At 49.5% G+C, this 19,486-nt stretch carries 14 protein-coding genes; 9 read left to right on the top strand and 5 right to left on the bottom strand.

Translation table 11 applies throughout. The features are described 5' to 3' along the window. Window positions 1–76 precede the first annotated feature (76 nt). The 3 genes from AC1S52_RS30095 (at window position 77) to AC1S52_RS30085 (ending at window position 4,025) form a co-directional block, all read left to right on the top strand. Window positions 77–1,132: a Fe(3+) ABC transporter substrate-binding protein gene (locus tag AC1S52_RS30095; protein WP_482032736.1), complete on the top strand. Its 1,056-nt coding sequence runs from the start codon at window positions 77–79 to the stop codon at window positions 1,130–1,132. Between the two features lie 159 nt (window positions 1,133–1,291). After that, window positions 1,292–2,269, top strand: coding sequence for an NAD-dependent epimerase/dehydratase family protein (locus AC1S52_RS30090; protein ID WP_482032735.1), 978 nt, complete (start codon window positions 1,292–1,294; stop codon window positions 2,267–2,269). A 157-nt stretch (window positions 2,270–2,426) separates the two neighbouring features. Next, window positions 2,427–4,025: a mechanosensitive ion channel family protein gene (locus AC1S52_RS30085; RefSeq protein ID WP_482032734.1), complete on the top strand. Its 1,599-nt coding sequence runs from the start codon at window positions 2,427–2,429 to the stop codon at window positions 4,023–4,025. Window positions 4,026–4,167: 142 nt separating this feature from the next. Here the strand turns inward: AC1S52_RS30085 and AC1S52_RS30080 are convergent, their stop codons facing one another. After that, window positions 4,168–6,597, bottom strand: coding sequence for a hybrid sensor histidine kinase/response regulator (locus AC1S52_RS30080; RefSeq protein ID WP_482032733.1), 2,430 nt, complete (start codon window positions 6,595–6,597; stop codon window positions 4,168–4,170). Window positions 6,598–6,870: 273 nt separating this feature from the next. On the opposite strand from AC1S52_RS30080, the gene cobN reads away from it, so the two are divergent. The 3 genes from cobN to AC1S52_RS30065 all read left to right on the top strand — a co-directional run bounded on the left by cobN (window position 6,871) and on the right by AC1S52_RS30065 (window position 13,764). Continuing rightward, a complete protein-coding gene (cobN, locus tag AC1S52_RS30075; protein WP_482032732.1) occupies window positions 6,871–10,953 on the top strand; it encodes a cobaltochelatase subunit CobN in 4,083 nt (1,360 codons plus the stop codon). Between the two features lie 368 nt (window positions 10,954–11,321). After that, a complete protein-coding gene (locus AC1S52_RS30070) occupies window positions 11,322–12,899 on the top strand; it encodes a DUF8082 domain-containing protein (RefSeq protein WP_482032731.1) in 1,578 nt (525 codons plus the stop codon). Between the two features lie 100 nt (window positions 12,900–12,999). Next, window positions 13,000–13,764, top strand: coding sequence for a hypothetical protein (locus tag AC1S52_RS30065; protein ID WP_482032730.1), 765 nt, complete (start codon window positions 13,000–13,002; stop codon window positions 13,762–13,764). A gap of 33 nt (window positions 13,765–13,797) precedes the next feature. Here the strand turns inward: AC1S52_RS30065 and AC1S52_RS30060 are convergent, their stop codons facing one another. Further along, a complete protein-coding gene (locus AC1S52_RS30060) occupies window positions 13,798–14,655 on the bottom strand; it encodes a DNA adenine methylase (RefSeq protein WP_482032729.1) in 858 nt (285 codons plus the stop codon). 171 nt (window positions 14,656–14,826) lie between these two features. Between AC1S52_RS30060 and AC1S52_RS30055 the strand changes: the two genes are divergently transcribed. Next, the gene (locus tag AC1S52_RS30055; RefSeq protein ID WP_482032728.1) at window positions 14,827–15,039 is read left to right on the top strand and encodes a hypothetical protein; all 213 of its coding nucleotides are present in this window, start codon (window positions 14,827–14,829) and stop codon (window positions 15,037–15,039) included. Between the two features lie 23 nt (window positions 15,040–15,062). Here AC1S52_RS30055 and AC1S52_RS30050 read toward each other — a convergent pair whose 3' ends face one another. Then, window positions 15,063–15,557, bottom strand: coding sequence for a plastocyanin/azurin family copper-binding protein (locus AC1S52_RS30050; RefSeq protein ID WP_482032727.1), 495 nt, complete (start codon window positions 15,555–15,557; stop codon window positions 15,063–15,065). A gap of 273 nt (window positions 15,558–15,830) precedes the next feature. On the opposite strand from AC1S52_RS30050, the gene AC1S52_RS30045 reads away from it, so the two are divergent. Then, window positions 15,831–16,130 (top strand): DUF2103 domain-containing protein, encoded by a 300-nt coding sequence (locus AC1S52_RS30045; protein ID WP_482032726.1) that lies wholly within the window; start codon window positions 15,831–15,833, stop codon window positions 16,128–16,130. Between the two features lie 99 nt (window positions 16,131–16,229). On the opposite strand, the gene AC1S52_RS30040 is transcribed toward AC1S52_RS30045, so the two are convergent. After that, a complete protein-coding gene (locus AC1S52_RS30040; RefSeq protein ID WP_482032725.1) occupies window positions 16,230–16,544 on the bottom strand; it encodes a hypothetical protein in 315 nt (104 codons plus the stop codon). Between the two features lie 249 nt (window positions 16,545–16,793). After that, window positions 16,794–17,504, bottom strand: a complete 711-nt coding sequence (locus tag AC1S52_RS30035) for an MORN repeat-containing protein (RefSeq protein ID WP_482032724.1) — start codon at window positions 17,502–17,504, stop codon at window positions 16,794–16,796. A 478-nt stretch (window positions 17,505–17,982) separates the two neighbouring features. Here AC1S52_RS30035 and AC1S52_RS30030 point away from each other — a divergent pair, with 478 nt between their 5' ends. Continuing rightward, entirely contained in the window at window positions 17,983–19,452 is a 1,470-nt protein-coding gene (locus AC1S52_RS30030) for a DUF3370 domain-containing protein (RefSeq protein WP_482032723.1), read from the top strand. The last annotated feature ends 34 nt before the right edge of the window (window positions 19,453–19,486 follow it).

The raw sequence follows: 19,486 nt of genomic DNA, 5'->3' as shown, positions 1-19,486 counted from the left end.
TTCAATAACCTCAACAAACTACTGGAAGGGCAACTCAGACGCTCTTTCAAGATCGACATGGGAATGAATGAGAAAAATGGGAATTACTAGACGTGTTTTCATCGCTGCTGGCGCAGCCGCGGCAGCCGTAGGGATGCATCACTTGAGCAAGTCAGTCAGCTTTGCTCAGTCTAATCAAGTGATTAATCTTTACTCAGCGCGGCACTACGATACCGACACGGCAATCTACGAAAGCTTTACCCAGAAGACCGGGATTAAAGTCAACCTGGTTGAAGCGGATGCCGATAAGCTGATTGAGCGGATGAAGAGTGAAGGGGCAAATAGTCCGGCGGATGTGCTGATTACCGTCGATGCCGGTCGCCTTTGGCGGGCGCAGGAAGCGGATTTGCTGCAACCCGTTACATCGGCTGTGTTGAAGAAGGCAGTCCCAGCTAACCTGGCAGAGCCAGCGGGCTACTGGTATGGCTTTACCAAGCGAGCACGGGTGATTGTTTACAACAAAGACAAGGTGAAACCCGCCGAGCTTTCGACCTATGAGGATCTGGCGAATCCGAAGTGGAAAGGACGGGTGATTTCGCGCACCTCTAGCCATGTCTATAACCAGTCCCTAACTGGCTCGATTCTGGCGGCGGATGGACCCCAAGAAACGGAAGCCTGGGCAAAAGGGCTGGTTGCCAACTTTGCTCGTCCACCAGAAGGGAACGATACTGCCCAGATCAGGGCAGTGGCATCGGGAGCGGCAGACGTTACTTTTGTCAATCAATACTATGTAGTACGGCTGCTGAAGTCAGACAAGCCAGAAGACAAGGCAGTGGCTTCTAAAATTGGGGTGTTTTTCCCCAATCAGGGAAAGGGCGATCGCGGCACTCACATTAATATCAGTGGTGCTGGAGTGGTGAAGACTTCCAAAAACCAGCAGGCTGCCATTCTATTTCTGGAACATCTGGCAAGTCCCCAGGTGCAGGAAATTTTTGCCAAAGGGAACAATGAGTATCCAATTCTAGAAGGGGTTGCGAAAGATCCGGTGCTTGCCAGCCTGGGTACCTTCAAGGAGGATAAGCTGAATGCGGCGACCTACGGTAAAAATAACGGTGAAGCATTGAAGTTGATGGATCGGGCAGGTTGGAAGTGATACTCCATCCTTCTACTTAAAAGATCTGATTCAGCCTGGAAAGCAATTCTTCCAGCATCGAGCCTCTATCCAGATCCCCGGAATCTCGTAGATTCCGGGGATCTAAAGCCTGTTGTTCTGTGTTGTGTCACAATAGGTCGAACATTCAGGTTTGGGGACATGAAGGTACTTGTTACAGGAGCTAGTGGGTTTACAGGATCTCATCTGGTTAAAGCTCTAGAACAGCGAGGAGACGAAGTTACCGCTCTGGTAAGAAAGTCGAGTAACCTGTCACGATTGGAGGGGTGCAAGGCAACGTTGGTTTATGGGGACGTGGGCGATCGCGCCATCCTGAAAGCCGCCACCACAGGAGTAGATACGGTTTTTCATACGGCTGCCTATGTGGAACTGGGGATCGTGAATGAAGCCGAGATGGAGCGAGTGAATGTGGAAGGGACTCGCGCCGTTCTGGAGGCTGCACAGGCTGCGGGGGTTTCTAAACTGGTTTATTGCAGCACGATTGGTGTGTTTGGGGATACCCAGGGGCGCTTAGTCAATGAAACCTTTAAACGGGAGCAACCCGACTTTTCCTCTGCCTACGATCGCACCAAATTTGAAGCACAGAAACTGGTTGATCAAGCAGCGGCGGCAGGGTTTCCGGTGGTCAGCATTTTACCATCGGGCATCTTTGGTGCCGATGACCCCCACTTTGGTCCCATCCTCAAACAATTCCTTAAGGGCGGGCTGAAACTATGGGCAGGCGGTAGCCGCATCACTGGTATCGTTCACGTAGACGATCTGGCAACCGCCATGATCCTGGCGGCTGAAAAAGGCAAACCGGGAGAACACTACATCATCTCTGCGGGAGAAATGACCACCTCCGAGATGTTTGCCCTGCTTGGCAAGGAAAGAGGCATTCCCGCCCCCAATGAAGCGCCAGAATTTTTAGTCCGCCTGCTGGGAAACCTACTTGACCCCACTGGTCGCCTATTTTCCTGGCAACCACCCTTGAGCCGCGAACGAGTCCATTACATCTACGATCGCTGCGTCCGAGTCGATGCCAGCAAAGCCCGTCAAGAACTGGGATGGCAACCGCGATCGGCAGAAGCCGTGATACGGGAGTTGGGGCGGAGTGGAGAATTGAAAGTGGAAACTTGAGAGTTGGAAGTTGGGGAATGGAGTTATTTGTCCTTTGTCATTCGTCCTTGTCCTTAATCCCCGATCCAAACACTGTTTTGTAGTTTCATATACAGTCTTAACCCCAAAGCCAGAAGAGGCTTGAGATGCTGCCTGTCACTTAGTGTTTTGACGAACTGTGGACATCGCTATTACCTTCGCTCAAGTTGTTTTTTTAATTGTTGTCTTCACGGGACTCAACTGGCTGGTTAGGATTTTGTTTAAGCTGCTGACCACCACTTGGTTCAAGGGTCAGATTCAGAAATTGCTGACGCTACGGCAAAATATTAATCTCCTATGCCTGCTAACCTGTGTTGGGTTCTGCTTTGTGATTGTCAGCATTAACAGCGTGTTGATCTATCAGGGCAAAAGTGTCCAGGAATTCCAACTCAATTTGATTCGCAGCGTTCCACCAGAATTTTGGTTGGCATCGGTGACGGCGATCGCCAAGTGCATCATCCTGTTGCTGCTGGTCAAATATTGCCTACCCTTTCTGCATCAATGGTTAAACCGGGCAAGTACCTTCGCCAAAAACTACGATCGCATCACTGCCAACGATGAAGCCGTTGAAGCATTTTTCACCTATCTGAAAAAGACCCTCACCAATAGCATTTGGATATTTGCAGGAATTCTGTGTACCCAATTTCTCTACTTACCCGACGTTGTTCCGAAATATCTGTATATTGCGCTCAAATCCTACGTGGCGATCGCGATCGGGCAATTGGTCATCAAAACCCTGACAGCCTTGATCGATACGCTCGATGCACTCAGCATCCAGTATTCCAATCCTGATAATCTGTTGCGCTACTACGAACGGTTTCGCCATCTGGTTCCGGCACTGAAAAAGTGTGTGGCATATATGCTTTATGTCGGCATTGCAGCCCTGATTATTCAAGAAATTGATTTCATTGCCTGGATTGCATCCTATGCCGATGACATGATTGGCATCATTACCATTTATTTTGCCTGCGGAGTTCTAATTGAGTTGACCAATGTTGTGCTTGAAGATTTAGTCCTCAGCACTGAGCATCTGACGGACTTGCAGCGGCAGCGGCGACTGACGATTATTCCCCTACTCAAAAGTGTTTTGAAATATGCAATTTACTTCTCAGCCGCCCTGATTATCCTCAAAATTTTCACCATCGATCCGACTCCACTTCTGGCAGGCGCAGGGCTGGTTGGCATTGTAATTGGTTTCGGTGCTCAAAACCTGATCAATGATATTGTGTGTGGGTTTTTCGTCCTGTTTGAAAATTACTACCTGGTGGGTGATTATATTGAAGCCGGAAAGATGGAGGAAAGACCTGTAGAAGGAGTTGTAGAGGCGATTGAACTGAGAACTACCCATATCCGCCATCCCGATGGTCAACTACAAATCATCCGTAATGGCGAGATTGGCTCCATCATCAACTACTCTAAGCAATATACTTACGCCAAAGTGGAAGTGCCTGTAACCGATCTCGCCAACCTGGAACAGGTCTACTCCCTCATTGAAACGGTTGGGCAACAACTAAAAGCAGATTGTCTGGACGTATTAGAAGCAACCCAGGTGGATGGCTTGGAAACCCTTGGCAGAGATAATTTGGTACTCCTCACCCGAACGAAAGTAAAACCCGGTAAACATTTAGATACCCAACGTCTGCTCAGACGGAAACTGACCCAAGCCCTCGATCAAGCTGGATATTCCTGGGCAGTGTCCTCCCAGAATGGAGGAATGCTAGGGCTAATCAAGTCCTAGTAGAGCAACCTAAAAGTTCTGCAACGTAGGTTGGGTTGAGCACTAGCTCAACCCAACACTTTCAACAGGTCGTGTTGCAAAATTAAATACTCACTGTATTAGCAGGAAAGTCTGCTTCAGGTTTTTGACGCTGACGCACACCCTACTCTTTGCTAACCAATGCCGCCACCTTATCCAGCAGTTGATAGGGCTGAACAGGTTTTGCCAGGTAAGCATTGGCTCCTGCTGCCAGACAGCGTTCCCGGTCTTCAGGGAGTGCCCTGGCAGTCAGTGCCAAAATTTTAATGGTTTTTGTCGCAGGGTGATAGCGGAGAAATTGGATGACTTCGTAGCCGTCCATTCCCGGTAGCTGAATGTCTGTGATCACTAACAGCGGTTGCAACATTTCAATTTGCTTAATCGCAGTAGAACCATCCAGCATCCAGACGACCTGACAACCCGCGGCTGTGAGCAAATCACAGACCAGCATGGCGGTTTCTTCATGGTCTTCAATTAGAACAATACGCCCACCAAACGATAGGACATTGTTGATTCTTTTAGCTTTGTCCAGGCTCTCAGCTACGAGGGTCGAAGAGGAGACCTGGAAATTGTCCGTTGCTCCATTTTTGGCACTGGGCACCAGTGGGTGAGCAGGAAGTTTGACGGTAAATACAGAGCCGACTCCAACCGTCGAATCTACATCAATGGAGCCACCGTGAAGTTCCACCAATTGTTTGGTCAGAGCCAATCCCAAACCAGTGCCTTCGTAGTTGCGGTGATAGGTGCTGTCTAGTTGCTGAAATTTTTGGAACAGGAGGGAGTGCTGGTTTGCTGGAATCCCAATCCCTGTATCTTGGACTTGGAAAATGGCTTGGTTGTTCTCAACCCAAACCCGCAAAGTTACCTGTCCGCCCGTTGGGGTAAATTTGACGGCATTACTCAAAAGATTGAGCAGAATTTGATGAATCCGTCGTCGATCAGCGGTGAAAGAGTCTTCTCCCAGGGGTGCGCTATTGGAATGAGTGTCCAGGCGCAAATCCAGAACCAGCTCAACTCCGCTGGAGTGTGCCTTTTCCCGAAGCATTTGTAAGCTCTGATGCGCAAGCTGAGACAGAGAAAAATGAGTGACATTTAAGACTGTTTTACCCGCTTCAACCTGAGACACATCCAGAATATCGTTAATTAGCTCTAGCAAATGTTCGCCACTACGTTTGATGATACGGAGATATTCCTGCTGCTTTTGTGGTTGTAATGAGTAAGTATCTGGCTTCTGGGACATGGCACGCAACAGTGTTTCAGCCATTCCAATGACGCAGGTCAGGGGCGTGCGTAACTCATGGCTCATAGCAGCCAAAAATTCAGTCTTAGCACGGCTGGCAGACTGCGCTGCAACCAGGGCATCGCCTAGCTCCTGGGTGCGTTCCACCACTCGTTGTTCTAGCATTTGTTTCTGCTGCTGCAACTGAGTGTAAAGCCGGGACTGGTTGATAGCGATCGCCAGATGCTCGGCAATCCGCTTCATAAATACCTTTTCGTGATCCTGCCAGCAGCGTGGTTTGGTGCATTGATGGGCAATCAATAACCCCCATAGTTCCTTCTGCACCGTAATTGGAACGACGAGCTTTGCCCGTGCCTGAACCCGCCGCATTAGTTTCAGCAGGCAGGGGGAGAGGGCAAAGGTTGCTTCAGTATCGTCAATTGCCTGAATAAACCCCTTAGAGTATCGCTCTAAGTAATTGGGAACATCTGGGAAACATTGCATTCCCTCTTCCATGTTCAGGGCGGCAGGTAGTGACTCTGAGGCTCTCGATTCATAGGTAATCCGTCCGTAGGCAGTGCGTGGGTATTGGGCTTTGTCCGCCCATCTGCGATCGCATCTTTGGGCGATCGCAGATGGGTGAAACTCATAAACCACCACCCGTTCCGTCTGGAGCAGTTGGCGCACCTGCTTCACGGTGGTTTCCAGAATATCCGGCAGGTTCATGCTCTGGCGGATTTGACTCGTCACCTCATTCAGTAAGCGTTCCTGCTCTACCTGTTGCTGCAATGCCGCCGCCACCACCAGATCACAGGAAATGTCTTCAGACGGTGGGAGCGCCACCGATAGCGCCACCGCCAACATTTCCGCTAATCGCAGTGTAAACTCACTTTGCACCGTCGGGTCATTGGGCTGAAGCTGTTGAATCGCCTGCTTTAGCGTATTGGCGGCTAACGGGTCGTCGTGAAGTTTGTCGGACAAACCTGTTAAAAAAGATTCAATTTCATCGATATTAAAGGTCAGCCCAACCTGGCAGACCATCCACCTCATCACATTATCCGGTGGCAGCACCTCATCAATCGGCTGATTCTGCAAAGGTTCCGCTTTTCCAGGTGGAGTTTCTGCCAGCAATAACCCACTAAACTGGCTGGAAATGACTACCACAAACCGTTCAACCTGCCCCAACGGTCGTTGATTTGCAGGTAACACCGCTTCTGTGAGGACCAGGGGGGCTTCTGCGATCGATTGGACGGTCTGACGCATCACGTTGCCAAGCTGATCAAACACCGCAGAGGGCAAAATTCGGCGAAGACTAAAGGCACGAGCAAGAGACATCAAGGGAGCCTGGAGTTCAGAAGCATGGACTAGATGCACGCTGCCATGAAAATATGCTGTTTAAAGAATGAAACTGAAGTTCTTTAAAACCGCTCAGATTCTAAACATCATCTGTTCAAGGGCAATCAAACTCCGAATACCCCAGTCCTTCAAGACAAATTATTAAAGGCTGATTATTGTCAGCTTAACCAGGTAGACTCAGAGCTGTTCGTTATCATCTCTTGAGTATAGAGCCATCAAATCAGAATCGCTCAATCTAGACCCGTTACATCCATGCACCGCATTGCTGCTACACCGGGAGGGTGGAACCCTGAAGGAGAAGGAGTTGTTTTCCTGGAACAAACTCCCGCACCGCTGGTTTTCCTGACGGCTGCCGATACCGATATTCAAACGCTAGCAGGAGCCATCAGCCAGCTACCCCCCTCCTTTCCAGCCCTACGGGTCGCCAACCTGCTGCACCTGCAACAACCGCTGACCATTGACACCTACGCCGAAGATGTCCTGGATCAGGCTCAGGTGATTCTGCTGCGCCTCTTAGGGGGACGGGCATACTGGTCTTACGGATTAGAAGTTGTCCAGGAGCTGGTGCAGCGAACAGGGAATACCCTGATTGTTTTGCCAGGAGACGATCGCCCCGACCCCGAATTACTTAGCCTCTCCACCATTCCCCTGACTGCCGTTAACCAGATCTGGCGCTACTTCACCGAAGGCGGCGTTGAAAATGTTACCCATGCCCTCCAATTCATTGCCGATCTTTGCCTGCAAGGACAGTACAATCCCCCCGCCCCCAAATCCATTCCGCCAATCGGCATCTATCCCTGGCAGAAATCTGCCCCTATCCCACCCTCAACTCCCAACTCCCAACTTCCACCTCCCAACTCATCCCCCCTCCCCCCGCTCCCCCAAATCGGCATCCTCTTCTACCGGGCACACTACCTGGCAGGCAACACCGCCCCCATTGATACCCTCTGTCGGGCGCTAGTGAAACGAAACCTGGAACCCGTCCCCGTCTTCCTTTCCTCCCTCAGAGATGCCAACCTACAGGATGAACTTCGCTCTCTGCTACAGCCTAAGGATGCGCCTGCGATAGCTCTGCTGCTCAACACCATGAGCTTTTCCGTCGCCCAACTCACCGCCGATGCCCCCAGAGTCGATCTCTGGCAGCAGTTGAATGTCCCCGTTTTGCAGGTGATTCTGAGCAGTGGCACTATAGACCAGTGGCGAAACCAATGGCGGGGGCTGTCCCCGCGAGACATAGCAATGAATGTCGCGCTACCAGAAGTCGATGGGCGCATCATCACCCGTGCCGTTTCCTTTAAAGCCATCAAGACTCGCAATGAGGCACTGGAAACTGATGTTGTGACCTACGAACCCGTGGGCGATCGCATCCAATTTGTTGCTGACCTTGCCGCCAACTGGGTCAACCTCCGCCGCACCCCTCCAGAACAGCGCAAAATTGCCTTGATCCTGGCAAATTACCCCACCCGCGATGGTCGTTTGGCAAACGGGGTCGGGTTGGACACTCCCGCCAGTTGTGTTGAACTGATTAAAGCCCTCCAGCAAGCCGGTTACTGGGTAGAAAACCCACCTCAAACCGCTGACGAACTCATCCAGCGCCTCACGACCGGCATCACCAATGACCCTGAAGGACGGGAACTCCGCCCCACCCATCAAAGCCTTACCCAGGCGGAGTATCAATCCTACTTTGCCAGCCTGCCAGCAACGGTACAGGAAGGGATTCGTGAACGGTGGGACAGCGGGGCAGCGGAACACGGAAGGGGGATTAAACTCATTAACAACCAACAACCAACAACCAACAACCAACAACTAACAACTAACAACTCCATCCCCATCCCCGGCATCCAACTTGGCAATCTCTTCATCGGCATCCAACCCACCCGTGGCTATGACAAAGACCCATCTCTGAACTATCACGCCCCCGATCTGGAACCCACCCACGAATATCTCGCCTTCTATCACTGGCTACGATCGCAGTTTGGGGCGCAGGCGATCGCCCACATCGGTAAACACGGCAATCTGGAGTGGCTACCAGGGAAAAGCATTGCGCTTTCGGCATCCTGCTATCCCGAAGTCGCGCTTGGTCCCATTCCCCACCTGTATCCCTTCATCGTCAACGATCCGGGGGAAGGTGCCCAGGCAAAGCGGCGATCGCAAGCCGTTATCCTGGATCACCTCACCCCACCCATGACCCGCGCCGAACTGTACGGACCCTTGCAGCAGCTAGAAGGGTTGATCGATGAGTACTACGAGGCACAAAGCCTGAACCCGTCTAGATTAGAGGCAATCCAAGAACGAATTGCTAGCTTGATCCAGCAGGAGAAGTTGGAGTGGGATGTAGGGGTCAGGGGTCAGGGGTCAGGGGTCAGGGAAGTAGGAGGGCAAGGGAGTAGAGGAGCAGAGGGGCAGAGGGGCGGAGGGGCACTCTCAACCTTCACCTCTCAATTCCCAACTCTCAATTCCCAACTCTCAACTCTCAACTCTCAACTCTCAACTTCTCTCCCCCTCACCCCCTCAGAGGCATTCACCGACCTCATCACTTCTATGGACGGTTACCTCTGTGAGCTGAAAGAGGCTCAGATCAGAGATGGGTTGCATATTTTTGGGCAGTGCCCCCAGGGACGGCAGTTACGAGATTTGATCGTAGCGATCGCCCGCCAACCAGGAGCGGGACGACTCGGTTTAACCCGCGCCCTTGCCCAGGACTGGGGATGGGAGTTTGACCCTCTAAAGGCTGATATGGCTCAACTTTGGGAAGCCAGAAGCCAGAAGCCAGAAGTCAGAAAACAGGAAGATGGCTATCCAGTACCCTCACCCCCTCACCCCCTCACCTCTCACCAAACCGTAGGGGATGCGATCGCACTCCTGGAAACCCATACCGCCTGTTTAGTCGAGCAGTACTGTTTGGAGGCTGCTCAGGGAGACAGACAACCAGATGAGGGGGTTTCTCTGCCGCTGACTCAGAAAGAACTGACTTGGATCAAATCCCATCTCCTGCCCGCCTTGCAGCAAACCAATCAGGAAATCACCTACTTTCTGCGGGGGCTGGATGGTCAGTATGTTCCGGCGGGTCCTGCCGGTGCCCCTACCCGCGGTCGTCCAGAGGTTCTTCCCACGGGACGCAACTTTTACTCGGTAGATATCCGTGCCATCCCAACTGAAACCGCCTGGGATGTGGGGCGCAAAGCGGCAGAAGCTTTAATTGAGCGCTACACCCAGGAGCATGGGGAGTATCCCAAAACTCTGGGGCTTTCCGTGTGGGGTACCTCCTGTATGCGCACGGGAGGAGATGACCTGGCAGAGGCGCTGGCACTGCTGGGCGTTAAACCTGTGTGGGAAGGCATTGCTCGTCGGGTAATTGATTTTGAGATCCTGCCTCTGTCTGTCCTGGGTCGTCCCAGAGTGGATGTGACCTTGCGGATTTCTGGATTTTTCCGGGATGCATTTCCCAATTTGATCGATTTATTCGACCAGGCGGTTGCAGCCGTTGCAGACCTGGATGAACCCGATGATCAAAACCCGCTGGCGGCACAGGTAAAGCAGGAAACAGCTTACTGGCAGTCTATAGGGTTGGCAAAGGACAAAGCGAAGGAGCGATCGCGCTATCGCATTTTTGGCTCTAAACCGGGTGCCTACGGTGCCGGACTCCAGGGACTGATTGAAGCCCAAAACTGGACCGAGGATGCCGACCTTGCCCGCGCCTATATTAACTGGAGTAGCTACGCCTATACCGCGCTTGTCCCAGGCAACCCTGGCGGAACTGCTGCCCCGGAGGCATTTGAGCAACGCTTGAGCCAGCTACAAATTGTCTTACAAAACCAGGACAACCGCGAACATGATCTGCTCGACTCCGACGACTATTACCAGTTCCAGGGGGGCTTAACCGCCGCCGTGCGTGTTATTCAGGGGCACAATCCAGAAACCTATGTTGGTGACCACTCCCAACCTGAAAACCCCAAAATCCGCCGCCTCCAGGAAGAAATTGCCCGCGTCTATCGCTCCCGCGTCGTCAATCCTAAATGGCTGGCAGGGGTGATGCGTCACGGCTACAAAGGTGCCTTTGAAATGGCGGCAACTGTCGATTATCTGTTTGCCTATGATGCCACCGCCCATTGTGTGGAAGACTTCATGTATCAGGGCATTGCCGAAACCTATTTGTTTGACCCAGCGATCCAGGCGTTTGTGCAACAAAAAAATCCCTGGGCACTGCGTGATATGGCAGAGCGCCTCCTGGAAGCCAACCAACGGGGACTCTGGCAGTCCGTGTCATCAGCCACGCTAGAAAAATTACGGGCGATCGCCCATGAAGCAGAGGGCGAGATCGAGGGTATGACTTAGGCTTAGCCCTCGGAGGTTTCAATCTAAATTAACCATCACGATCCAGCTTAGAAGCTTAAACCTCCGAGGTCTGGGTTAGTGCAGGTCTGGGTTAGTGCAAACCTTTGGAATCAAAAGGATAAGAAGCTTTACAAGATAAAACCCTTCTCCGGATTAAACTTCCCAGTAAGTGAAGTCTCTGGCAGAAGACTAATACATTCCCTGATTCTTCTCGATTGTGCTCTACACTGCCCTTAAATCCGGTGGTCACAGACTGGTAATCGGTAATTGCCCATCACCAGTCTTAGGTTTACCGATTACCGATTACCCACATCTGCTCGGACACCAGCTCTCACTATATTAATTTTTACGATTCCTGGAAGCCCCCAATGGAACAGCAACAGCAGACTCAACCTGTTGAATTTCCCCAACCAAAACAGCGTAGTATTGCTACCGGAACCCTGGTCGGCGGACGGTACAGGGTACAACGACTGTTGGGACAGGGAGGGTTTGGGCGATCGTACCTGGCGGTGGATACTCAACGGTTTAATGAACCCTGTGTCCTAAAGGAATTTGTCCCTCTTAACCAGTCTGGGCGAGTGCTGCAAAAAGCGATCGAACTGTTCAAGAAAGAAGCAAAGACACTTTATCAAATCAACCATCCCCAAATTCCAAAGTTCCTCGCGGGCTTTACTCAATCTCAGCGGTTGTTCATTGTCCAGGAGTTTATTAATGGTGTCACCTATGCCCAACTCTTGCGCCAACGACAGCAACAGAGACAGCGGTTTTCTGAAACCGAAATTATCCAATGGCTGCAACATCTGTTGTCCGTTTTAGAGTACCTGCATAGCCTTAACCTGATCCACCGGGATATTTCGCCCGATAACATCATGTTTTCCCGCGATCGCGAGGTGCCTGTTCTGATCGACTTTGGGCTGGTCAAAGATGTTCTTAACCGCTCGTCTGAAGCAGAAGGTTCTGAAACCGAAGGAACAGTCATCATCCGCCGCACTTCAATGGTGGGCAAGTTTGGTTACTCTCCACCAGAACAGCTTCGGATGGGGCATTGCTATCCCTGTAGCGACCTCTATGCTTTGGGCGTGACTGCGATCGTGTTGCTGACTGGCAAACCTCCCAACGCACTGATCAACGCTGAGTCTTTGCAATGGCAGTGGCAGCCCCACGTCACCCTCCAAACTCCCTTGAGCCAGGTACTCGACAAATTATTAATGCCGCAGCCAAAGGCGCGTTTCCAGACTGCCCACGAAGTATTGGATACTATGCAACGGTTGTCCATTTCCGGTGCCAGGTCTACTCCAGTGACCTTTGCCAGGGCTGCCTCCCCAACTCCCCGCCTGCCACAACCTGAACAGGGCGCAGGTAAGCGGTTGGCTGGTTCAATTGATTTAGGTACGCCCGTTTCTGCTTCAGGCAGATCGCAAACCCTGTCTGCCTTTATCGAGCAGTGCCGTCAGGAGTTAGCCCGTTGTGTCGGACCCATTGCCAATGTACTGGTTGACGAAATCCTGGCAAACTATCCCTACATCACCCCCCAGGGTTTCATCGAAACCCTCACCTCCCATCTGACAGACCCCAAACAGGCGATCGCCTTCAAACACCGGATCCAAGTTCCCTTGGAGCTAACCTCAGAAAACCTATCCCTCATAGCATCGGGTTCCAGAGACACGTCCGGTTCTCAAACTGCCGCTACCCAAGCACCCCAGGTAACCGCTCAAAGCAATCCAGAACCTCCCCCCGCCTTAAGTGCCACCTTTGTCGAACACTGTCGTCAGGAACTGATTCGCTGCGTTGGACCGATCGCAAACGTACTGCTCAAAGATGCCCTCAAAAGTAATTCCCAGATTGACCCCCAAACCCTGATCGAAACCCTTGCCGCAGCCATCCCCGACCCTAAAATAGCAACTGAATTTCGCCAGCGGATCAAAAAGATTCAACAGCAAGAGTAATAGCGGTTAAAAATTTTATTCGAGGTGTGCTTAAGTCTGCTGATTTACTTTATCAAGCAGTGGGGGAATGCTAAGAAAGATCAATTTGGACAGTCTATCAATGGCAGGCAATGAAATAGAGGTTTGCAAATTCTTGTTTTCCAACTTAGGAGTCATCTTTTTAGAGCATATTGGGCGAGTCATAGAAATTTCTGCGCCAATGGGGGTTGGAGGATATAGAGGAATCACAACTTCTAATGATTTGCAGTTAATTTCCACATCATCGGCTCGGAAAAAAGCTGATGTATATCTCAATGGGAGAGGCATTTCAATCAAACAACTCGGACCTAGTGTTTTATTTAACCGCTTGCAAAGAGTCAATTTGTATAATCTTCTCTCAGGGCTGAATATTAGTGATATTGAGGCAAAGATTAACCAATTAGATCTAGAAATTCGTCAGTTTCACAACGGATATATTCTACGAGATAGACCCTGGCAGAATTTTTTTGAAGAGCAGGATTTTAAGAAATTAGTTAATTTTTTAATGCTTAAAGGAAGTCCTAATTATGGTTTATCAATGCATCCGGTGGACTATATCCTTGAGGCTCCAAACAGAATAGAAAAACCATCAGATATTAAAATTTATTCTTTTGACGAGTTTTTTCAACATTACTACACAGCGATAAGAATCTCAATCAGGCGATCATGGATTGGACAACTCAGCAACTCGGAGCATAATAGAGCATTGAGCCTGTCTAGGAAACAAGGGAATCTACCCTGGGTTTACGATAATATTATTACTGAACCTCCAACTGGTTGGAGAGAGAATTTTCCAGAATCAGCTAAAAAAACCGTTTACTACATTATGATTCTGAAAGTCAAATAATTTTGATAAATGAGTTTGACTGAAACGCAAGAGCTATGAATAGCCGTCCAGCAGCATTAGTTGTTTCGGTTTATTTGCATTAGTCTCATAGTTTGTTATAAATAACTCTTTACCCTTAGCGGCACTGTTCTGCATATAATTATTCATTCCATATTGCATTTCCCAACTGTACAAGTTTGCAAACTGAAAATTTCCTCTAATTTCAGGAGAATCGTCATAGGTGATGAGCCACTGATGTTCGCAGTGCTTTAGCACTCGCGCGAACCGATTGTGATCAAAGGAAGTATGCAAGTCTCCTTTTTTGCCATAAAGTCTAGATTTTGTGGCTGTGAAATAGGGTGGATCCAAGAAAACAAAGACCTTATTTCCATGAGCAATTAAAGACTCACTATAGTCTTGGTTGGTGATTAAAACATCCTGTAGCAAGTCTTTGAGAGCATAGAGGCGTTCGATGGATGAATTGGTAAACCTTGTTTCAAATGCTTTCTGTGAAAAACCACCACAGTCAACGGTGCCGGAAAAAGAAATCCGATTCAATACGAAAAAACGTACCGCCCTTTCAAAATCTGATAAACCATCAATATCAACCGAAGTTAGTTCTAAAAACAACTCTTTTCCAGGTATCTTACTGTTTTTCACTGTCCAAATCGCTGCTACTAGTTCATCCATCCTAGATTGAGCATGTTTCCAAAAGCAAAATAAATCGTAGTTTAGATCATTAATCCAAACATTAAGATGAGGAAATTTATATTTTAGGTAAATGAATAGAGAACCTCCCCCGACAAATGGTTCTCTATATTCAACAAAGGTTAAGGGCAAGTAGGATTGAATTCTATCCAACGCTTTTGCTTTGCCACCCGGATACCGCAATGGACTTTTTAAATTTGCCATATTTGCAACCAACTTAATTAGAGAAGAATGGGCACAACATTAATAAGCGACTCATCTCGTAAAGCATGTGCGACCACTATAAATATAGTAATTAGCTAATTAGCTAATTGTCAATAGAGCTAAGGAAGTGAGATATAGTGGTTGAAAGTTCTTTATTTTATGATGCGTTTAATGGCACAAACGCAACGGAAACCCGTTTATATCCAACCGGAACATCACGAAATCCTGAGACGGGTTGCCTATGAGCAGAATTGCAACCTTTCGGATGTACTGGATGTGGTGTTAGAACAGGCAAATTGGGCAGGCGTTTCTGCTGAAGCAGGGCAAAAACCCAAGCAAAGGGCAATGGAGCGACGGGGCCATTACGACCCACATTCAACTTGATTGCTTTTGCATTCCCGATGCTCTTACTTAACCACTATTTCCCCCACCATGCCTGCCTCCGAGTGTCCTGGAATGGTGCAACGGAGGTGATAGGAACCAGATTTGACCGGGATGAATACCCACTCGGCTTCTGCTCCGGGTTTGAGTTCTAATTCGTGAATCGCTCCTTTTATTTCGACTTTGCCTGCTTCCACCTTCTGGTTCCAGATGTTGTCGGCAAAATCCTTAGAGGTGAAGTAATGCTTCTGGGAACTGGGGTTACTCAGCACGAGTTTATAACGTTTACCACCAAGGAATTCCAGATGATCGGGAACAAATTTCAACTCATTCGCTGAATTACCCAGAGTGACCTTCACTTCAATGGCAGGTTGTTTAGAAAGGTCACTGGATAGTGCAGGAGCCGCGATCGCCGCCTTTGAAATCATCAAGCCAATTAACCAGACTAACCCTGCAAGTACCCAATATAGGATGACTGTGTAAGGATTCCAGCGATTTCGACAGCAAACTGAAGTGTTCATAGGGTGAGGGAATGCACAACATATTTTAGATATAGCAGGTAGTCAGGGGAGGCGAGGGGGAGAGTTGAAAGTGAAGAGAGAAGATACTAATTCGCCAGGTTTAGCCCTCCGGTTTTCAAAACCTCGGAGGGCTGGAGGCTTACTATTGCAGGACATATACCTTTACTAACAACTAACAACCACCCCTCTGCTCCCTTGTTCCCCTTTCCCCTCATCCTTCATCCTTCCCTAAAAATGAGAAGATAGGTTGGAAAAGGAACGGAGGGCGGGAGATTGAAAGGGCGTTCAAATAGCGGCAGATTGGTACTTAACCATTCCACCCACATTCCGGGCTTGATTCCAGTGTTAGAACGGTTATGTTGTCAGGAGGGGATTCAGACAGTGACACCGGGAGTGATTGGTCCGGTTCGTTCCCATGCCCCTCGATTGGCACTGAAGGTCTCTGTGCCTATTCTCGGAGGGTTCAAGGCGATCGCGCGGCAGGGCAAAACTGTCCAGGAGGTGTTTGTTTTGACGGTTTTAAACAAAACACAACTGGAAACTGCGATCGCTCAAGCGGTAAAAGCCCGTTAAGTTTTCACGATGAAAATTTGACCTGCAACGGCAATAAAAAAGACTGATGCCATCGGTGAACCTGTTAGACGAGTGTTTCAGCCCTTGTCTGTAGCGTCCTTATTCAGTCTGCCGTATGGATACCCGATGCAACGGCAAACTGAGCACACAGGCAAACGTTAGCAGGTAGGAAAGTGCACTGGTCAACTTAATACTGGTTAGAACCATTTCCCACTCAGGCAGAACCAGCTTCTGTAAGCCAACTGCCACACAATGCACCAGCCAATAGGCAAAAATCATCATTAATAGAACCCGATTCGTCCCTTCAGGGTCGTTGGAGTCTGGCTGTTTATCAGCTAATAGGAGAAGGAGACCGGCGATCGCAGCAAAGAAAGAGAGGATTAATAAATCGTAGTGCCAGGAAAGGTGAAACATAAGTACTTCAAGACCTTTTAAGCAAACATCTCTTAGAAATTTGGAACTCAGTCTAAGGGATGATGTGTCCTAAGAGACAGTAATCCTTACAAACAGCAATAAAGTACAGGATTTTCTTTAAAAAACTCAAAGAAGGAGTTGGTAAGGGAAGGGGGCGGCAGGCAGCGTTTACCCATTACCCGTCCCCTAACTTTCAACTCTTCACTCTAAATTCTCAACTACCTTCATCTCCTTCACCGCTCACCCCACCTACCTTCTAAAGTATTTACCGTCTCTCCAAACTCCTTCAAGCAGAGTTCCGTTGGCAAAAATATAGGTTCCACGCCCGTGTTGCCTGCCATTGCGAAATTCTCCCTCATAGCGGTTCCCACTGGGAAAAGTGCAAAGACCGGAGCCATTTAACACACCGTTGCGAAAGTCGCCTTGACAGCGGGTTCCATTCGCAAAGGTAAATACTCCCGGTCCCTGCTTCTGGCTATCTTTGAAGGTTCCCTCGTAGCGGTTGCCGCTAGGAAAGGTGCAGGTTCCCCGACCATTCAACAGGTCATTTTGGAACTCTCCGACACAACGGGTTCCATCTACAAAGATAAATGCACCAACCCCTTGACGTTTACCGTTAACAAATTGCCCCTCATAGCGGTTGCCGCTGGGAAAGATGCACAAGCCTTTGCCATTCAGCAGGTCGTTTTGAAACTCTCCTTCACAGCGGGTGCTATCAGCAAAAACGAACACCCCTTTTCCCTGACGGCGGCTATTACGCAGTTCGCCTTCATACTGATTTCCACTGGGAAATCGGCAAATCCCGCGACCATTGATCAAACCATCGCGGGCGGGTCCTTCACAGTAATTACTGGCAATCAGCACTTTAGTGTGTGCAAACGCTCCTGGGGTATTACGGGTATAGTCGATCGCACCTGCCAGAACCGTGGCGATCGCAACCATCCCTAGTTGCCGTGTCAAGCGGGATGACCAAAAAAACATCTGGATCGATAAATGTGCAAATTGCTTCATTGATCTGGAAACTGTGACCTCATCTCAAGTTAAAATGCATACTCGGCTAAGAAGGTTTTGATTTCACCTTTTATTCCTTCAAATCTTTGAGAGTCCCGATAAGGAGCATAATCATCCGTAGTGAGTATGAAGATTGAAATGTGATTACCCCCACCGTCCTCTCTGAGTCTGTTTTACGAATGATCAATCCCTTTGGAAAAGTAACTGAGTTGTTGTGAATTAGACATGATCAGGACTTATTCTGTTTCCTTCGCCTTTAGCCACGGCATGATAGCAGCTTCAGTGGGTTTGGCTCAATGAATTTCCAGGAGAGTTTGGAAATTGTTTTATCTATATAGGGAACAATAAATTTAATCCTTTTGCATCTCCCTTTCTTTCCATTCCCTACCGCTAACGCTTTAGACGTAAGACTTTCTTAAGTTCGCTCATGTTTCAGTTGTTATCTTTCCTTACACTCGCTCAAACATTCTCTGCCCCTCTAGTACCTCCTAAAATTCCCTCACCTCCAGCCCCCAAAGCCCCTCCTCCTCAGGAAGTCATTCCACAGCAGGAACGCTTAAAGCCTCAGGAGACCCTTCAGATTCAAGAAATATTTCAGCCACAGGAATTGCGGGCTTTGCCGGGGCAACTGGATGCTGTTCCAGTTTTTAATAGTAACAGTCCAGAAGTCGTTCAGACGGAAGGAGTTTTGCTTTCAACCTTTCCTCCAAATGGGATGAGGGACCCCTCAGCGCACTTAAATTTTCCCTTTAAGGGACGTTTTGATGTGTTCTCCCATCACATTGCCAGAGCCAGAAATTCCAGTCAGACTCGCACTCTTTTTCAAGGCATCATCCTCTACAACCCTTCCGATCAACTGATTAAAGTGGATGTGCTGCAAGGAGCCAGCTATTTGACCCGTCCAGATGCTCTGTTTGTGGATTTGCCATCTTTTGTAGAAGATCCTCTGGGCAAGGTCTATGCCGGACCGGGAAGTCGGGCAATGAATGATGTGCTGCGAGGGCGCAGACACGGCAGTATTCCACCGTCGATTATTATTCCTCCCGGTGGCAGTCAAATGTTAATGAATCTGCCAATCCCGGTGGGGAATTTGACCCCTTCCTCTAACGGTCGATCGAGCCTATTTCGGTTGTCGAGTAGCGGCACTGTTTATGTGGCAAGTTTGGCAATGTTTGCGCCACTCAATCCAGACCGAACAGAGCGGTTTCCCACACTGGATGAATGGCAGACGCTTCTGGTCAATAGCAGTTTGGCAGGACCTCGCGATATTGCTCCAACCCCCATGCAGAGGGATTATGCCCAGGTTATCTACGGACGTGTTGCTGGAGTGGCGGTGGGTTCTGAGTGGCGGGCAAATCTGACGGATAGCCCAAAGGTGGACTATCTCAGTATCCCCAAGCGAGGATATGCCTTTTCCTACGGACTTAGCACCCTTTACCGGGGCACTTTTGGGACAGGGCAGATTCAGAGTGCCAAGTTGTTAGCCCGCTACCCGGATACCGCCTATCAAGCTCATGGTAACTATGGGATTCAGTACAGTTTGACGTTGCCGCTCCATAACAAGACCAGGCAAAGGGAAACGATCGCGATCGCCCTGCAAACGCCCTTAAAAGAAGACAAAGCCAAAGGAGGGTTACTGTTCTTTCAACCGCCTGAGAACCGGATATTTTTCCGGGGTCCCGTGCGTATCCGCTATACAGATGACCAGGGAGTGGGTCAAACGCGCTATATCCATGTCACGATGCAGCGGGGGCAGGAAGGAGAACCCCTGGTAATTTTGAATATGCCTTCGGGCGATCGCCGCACTGTCTTGATCGACCTCCTCTACCCGCCTGATTCTACGCCCCCCCAGGTGTTGACAGTGAAAACCCTGGAGCCTTCCCTTTCAGGAAGGTGAGGGGTGAGAATCAGTCAGGGGTCAGGGTCAGGCT

The sequence above is a fragment of the Kovacikia sp. CALU 1929 genome (assembly GCF_056784235.1).
This window is presented reverse-complemented; position numbering and strand designations above follow the sequence as displayed.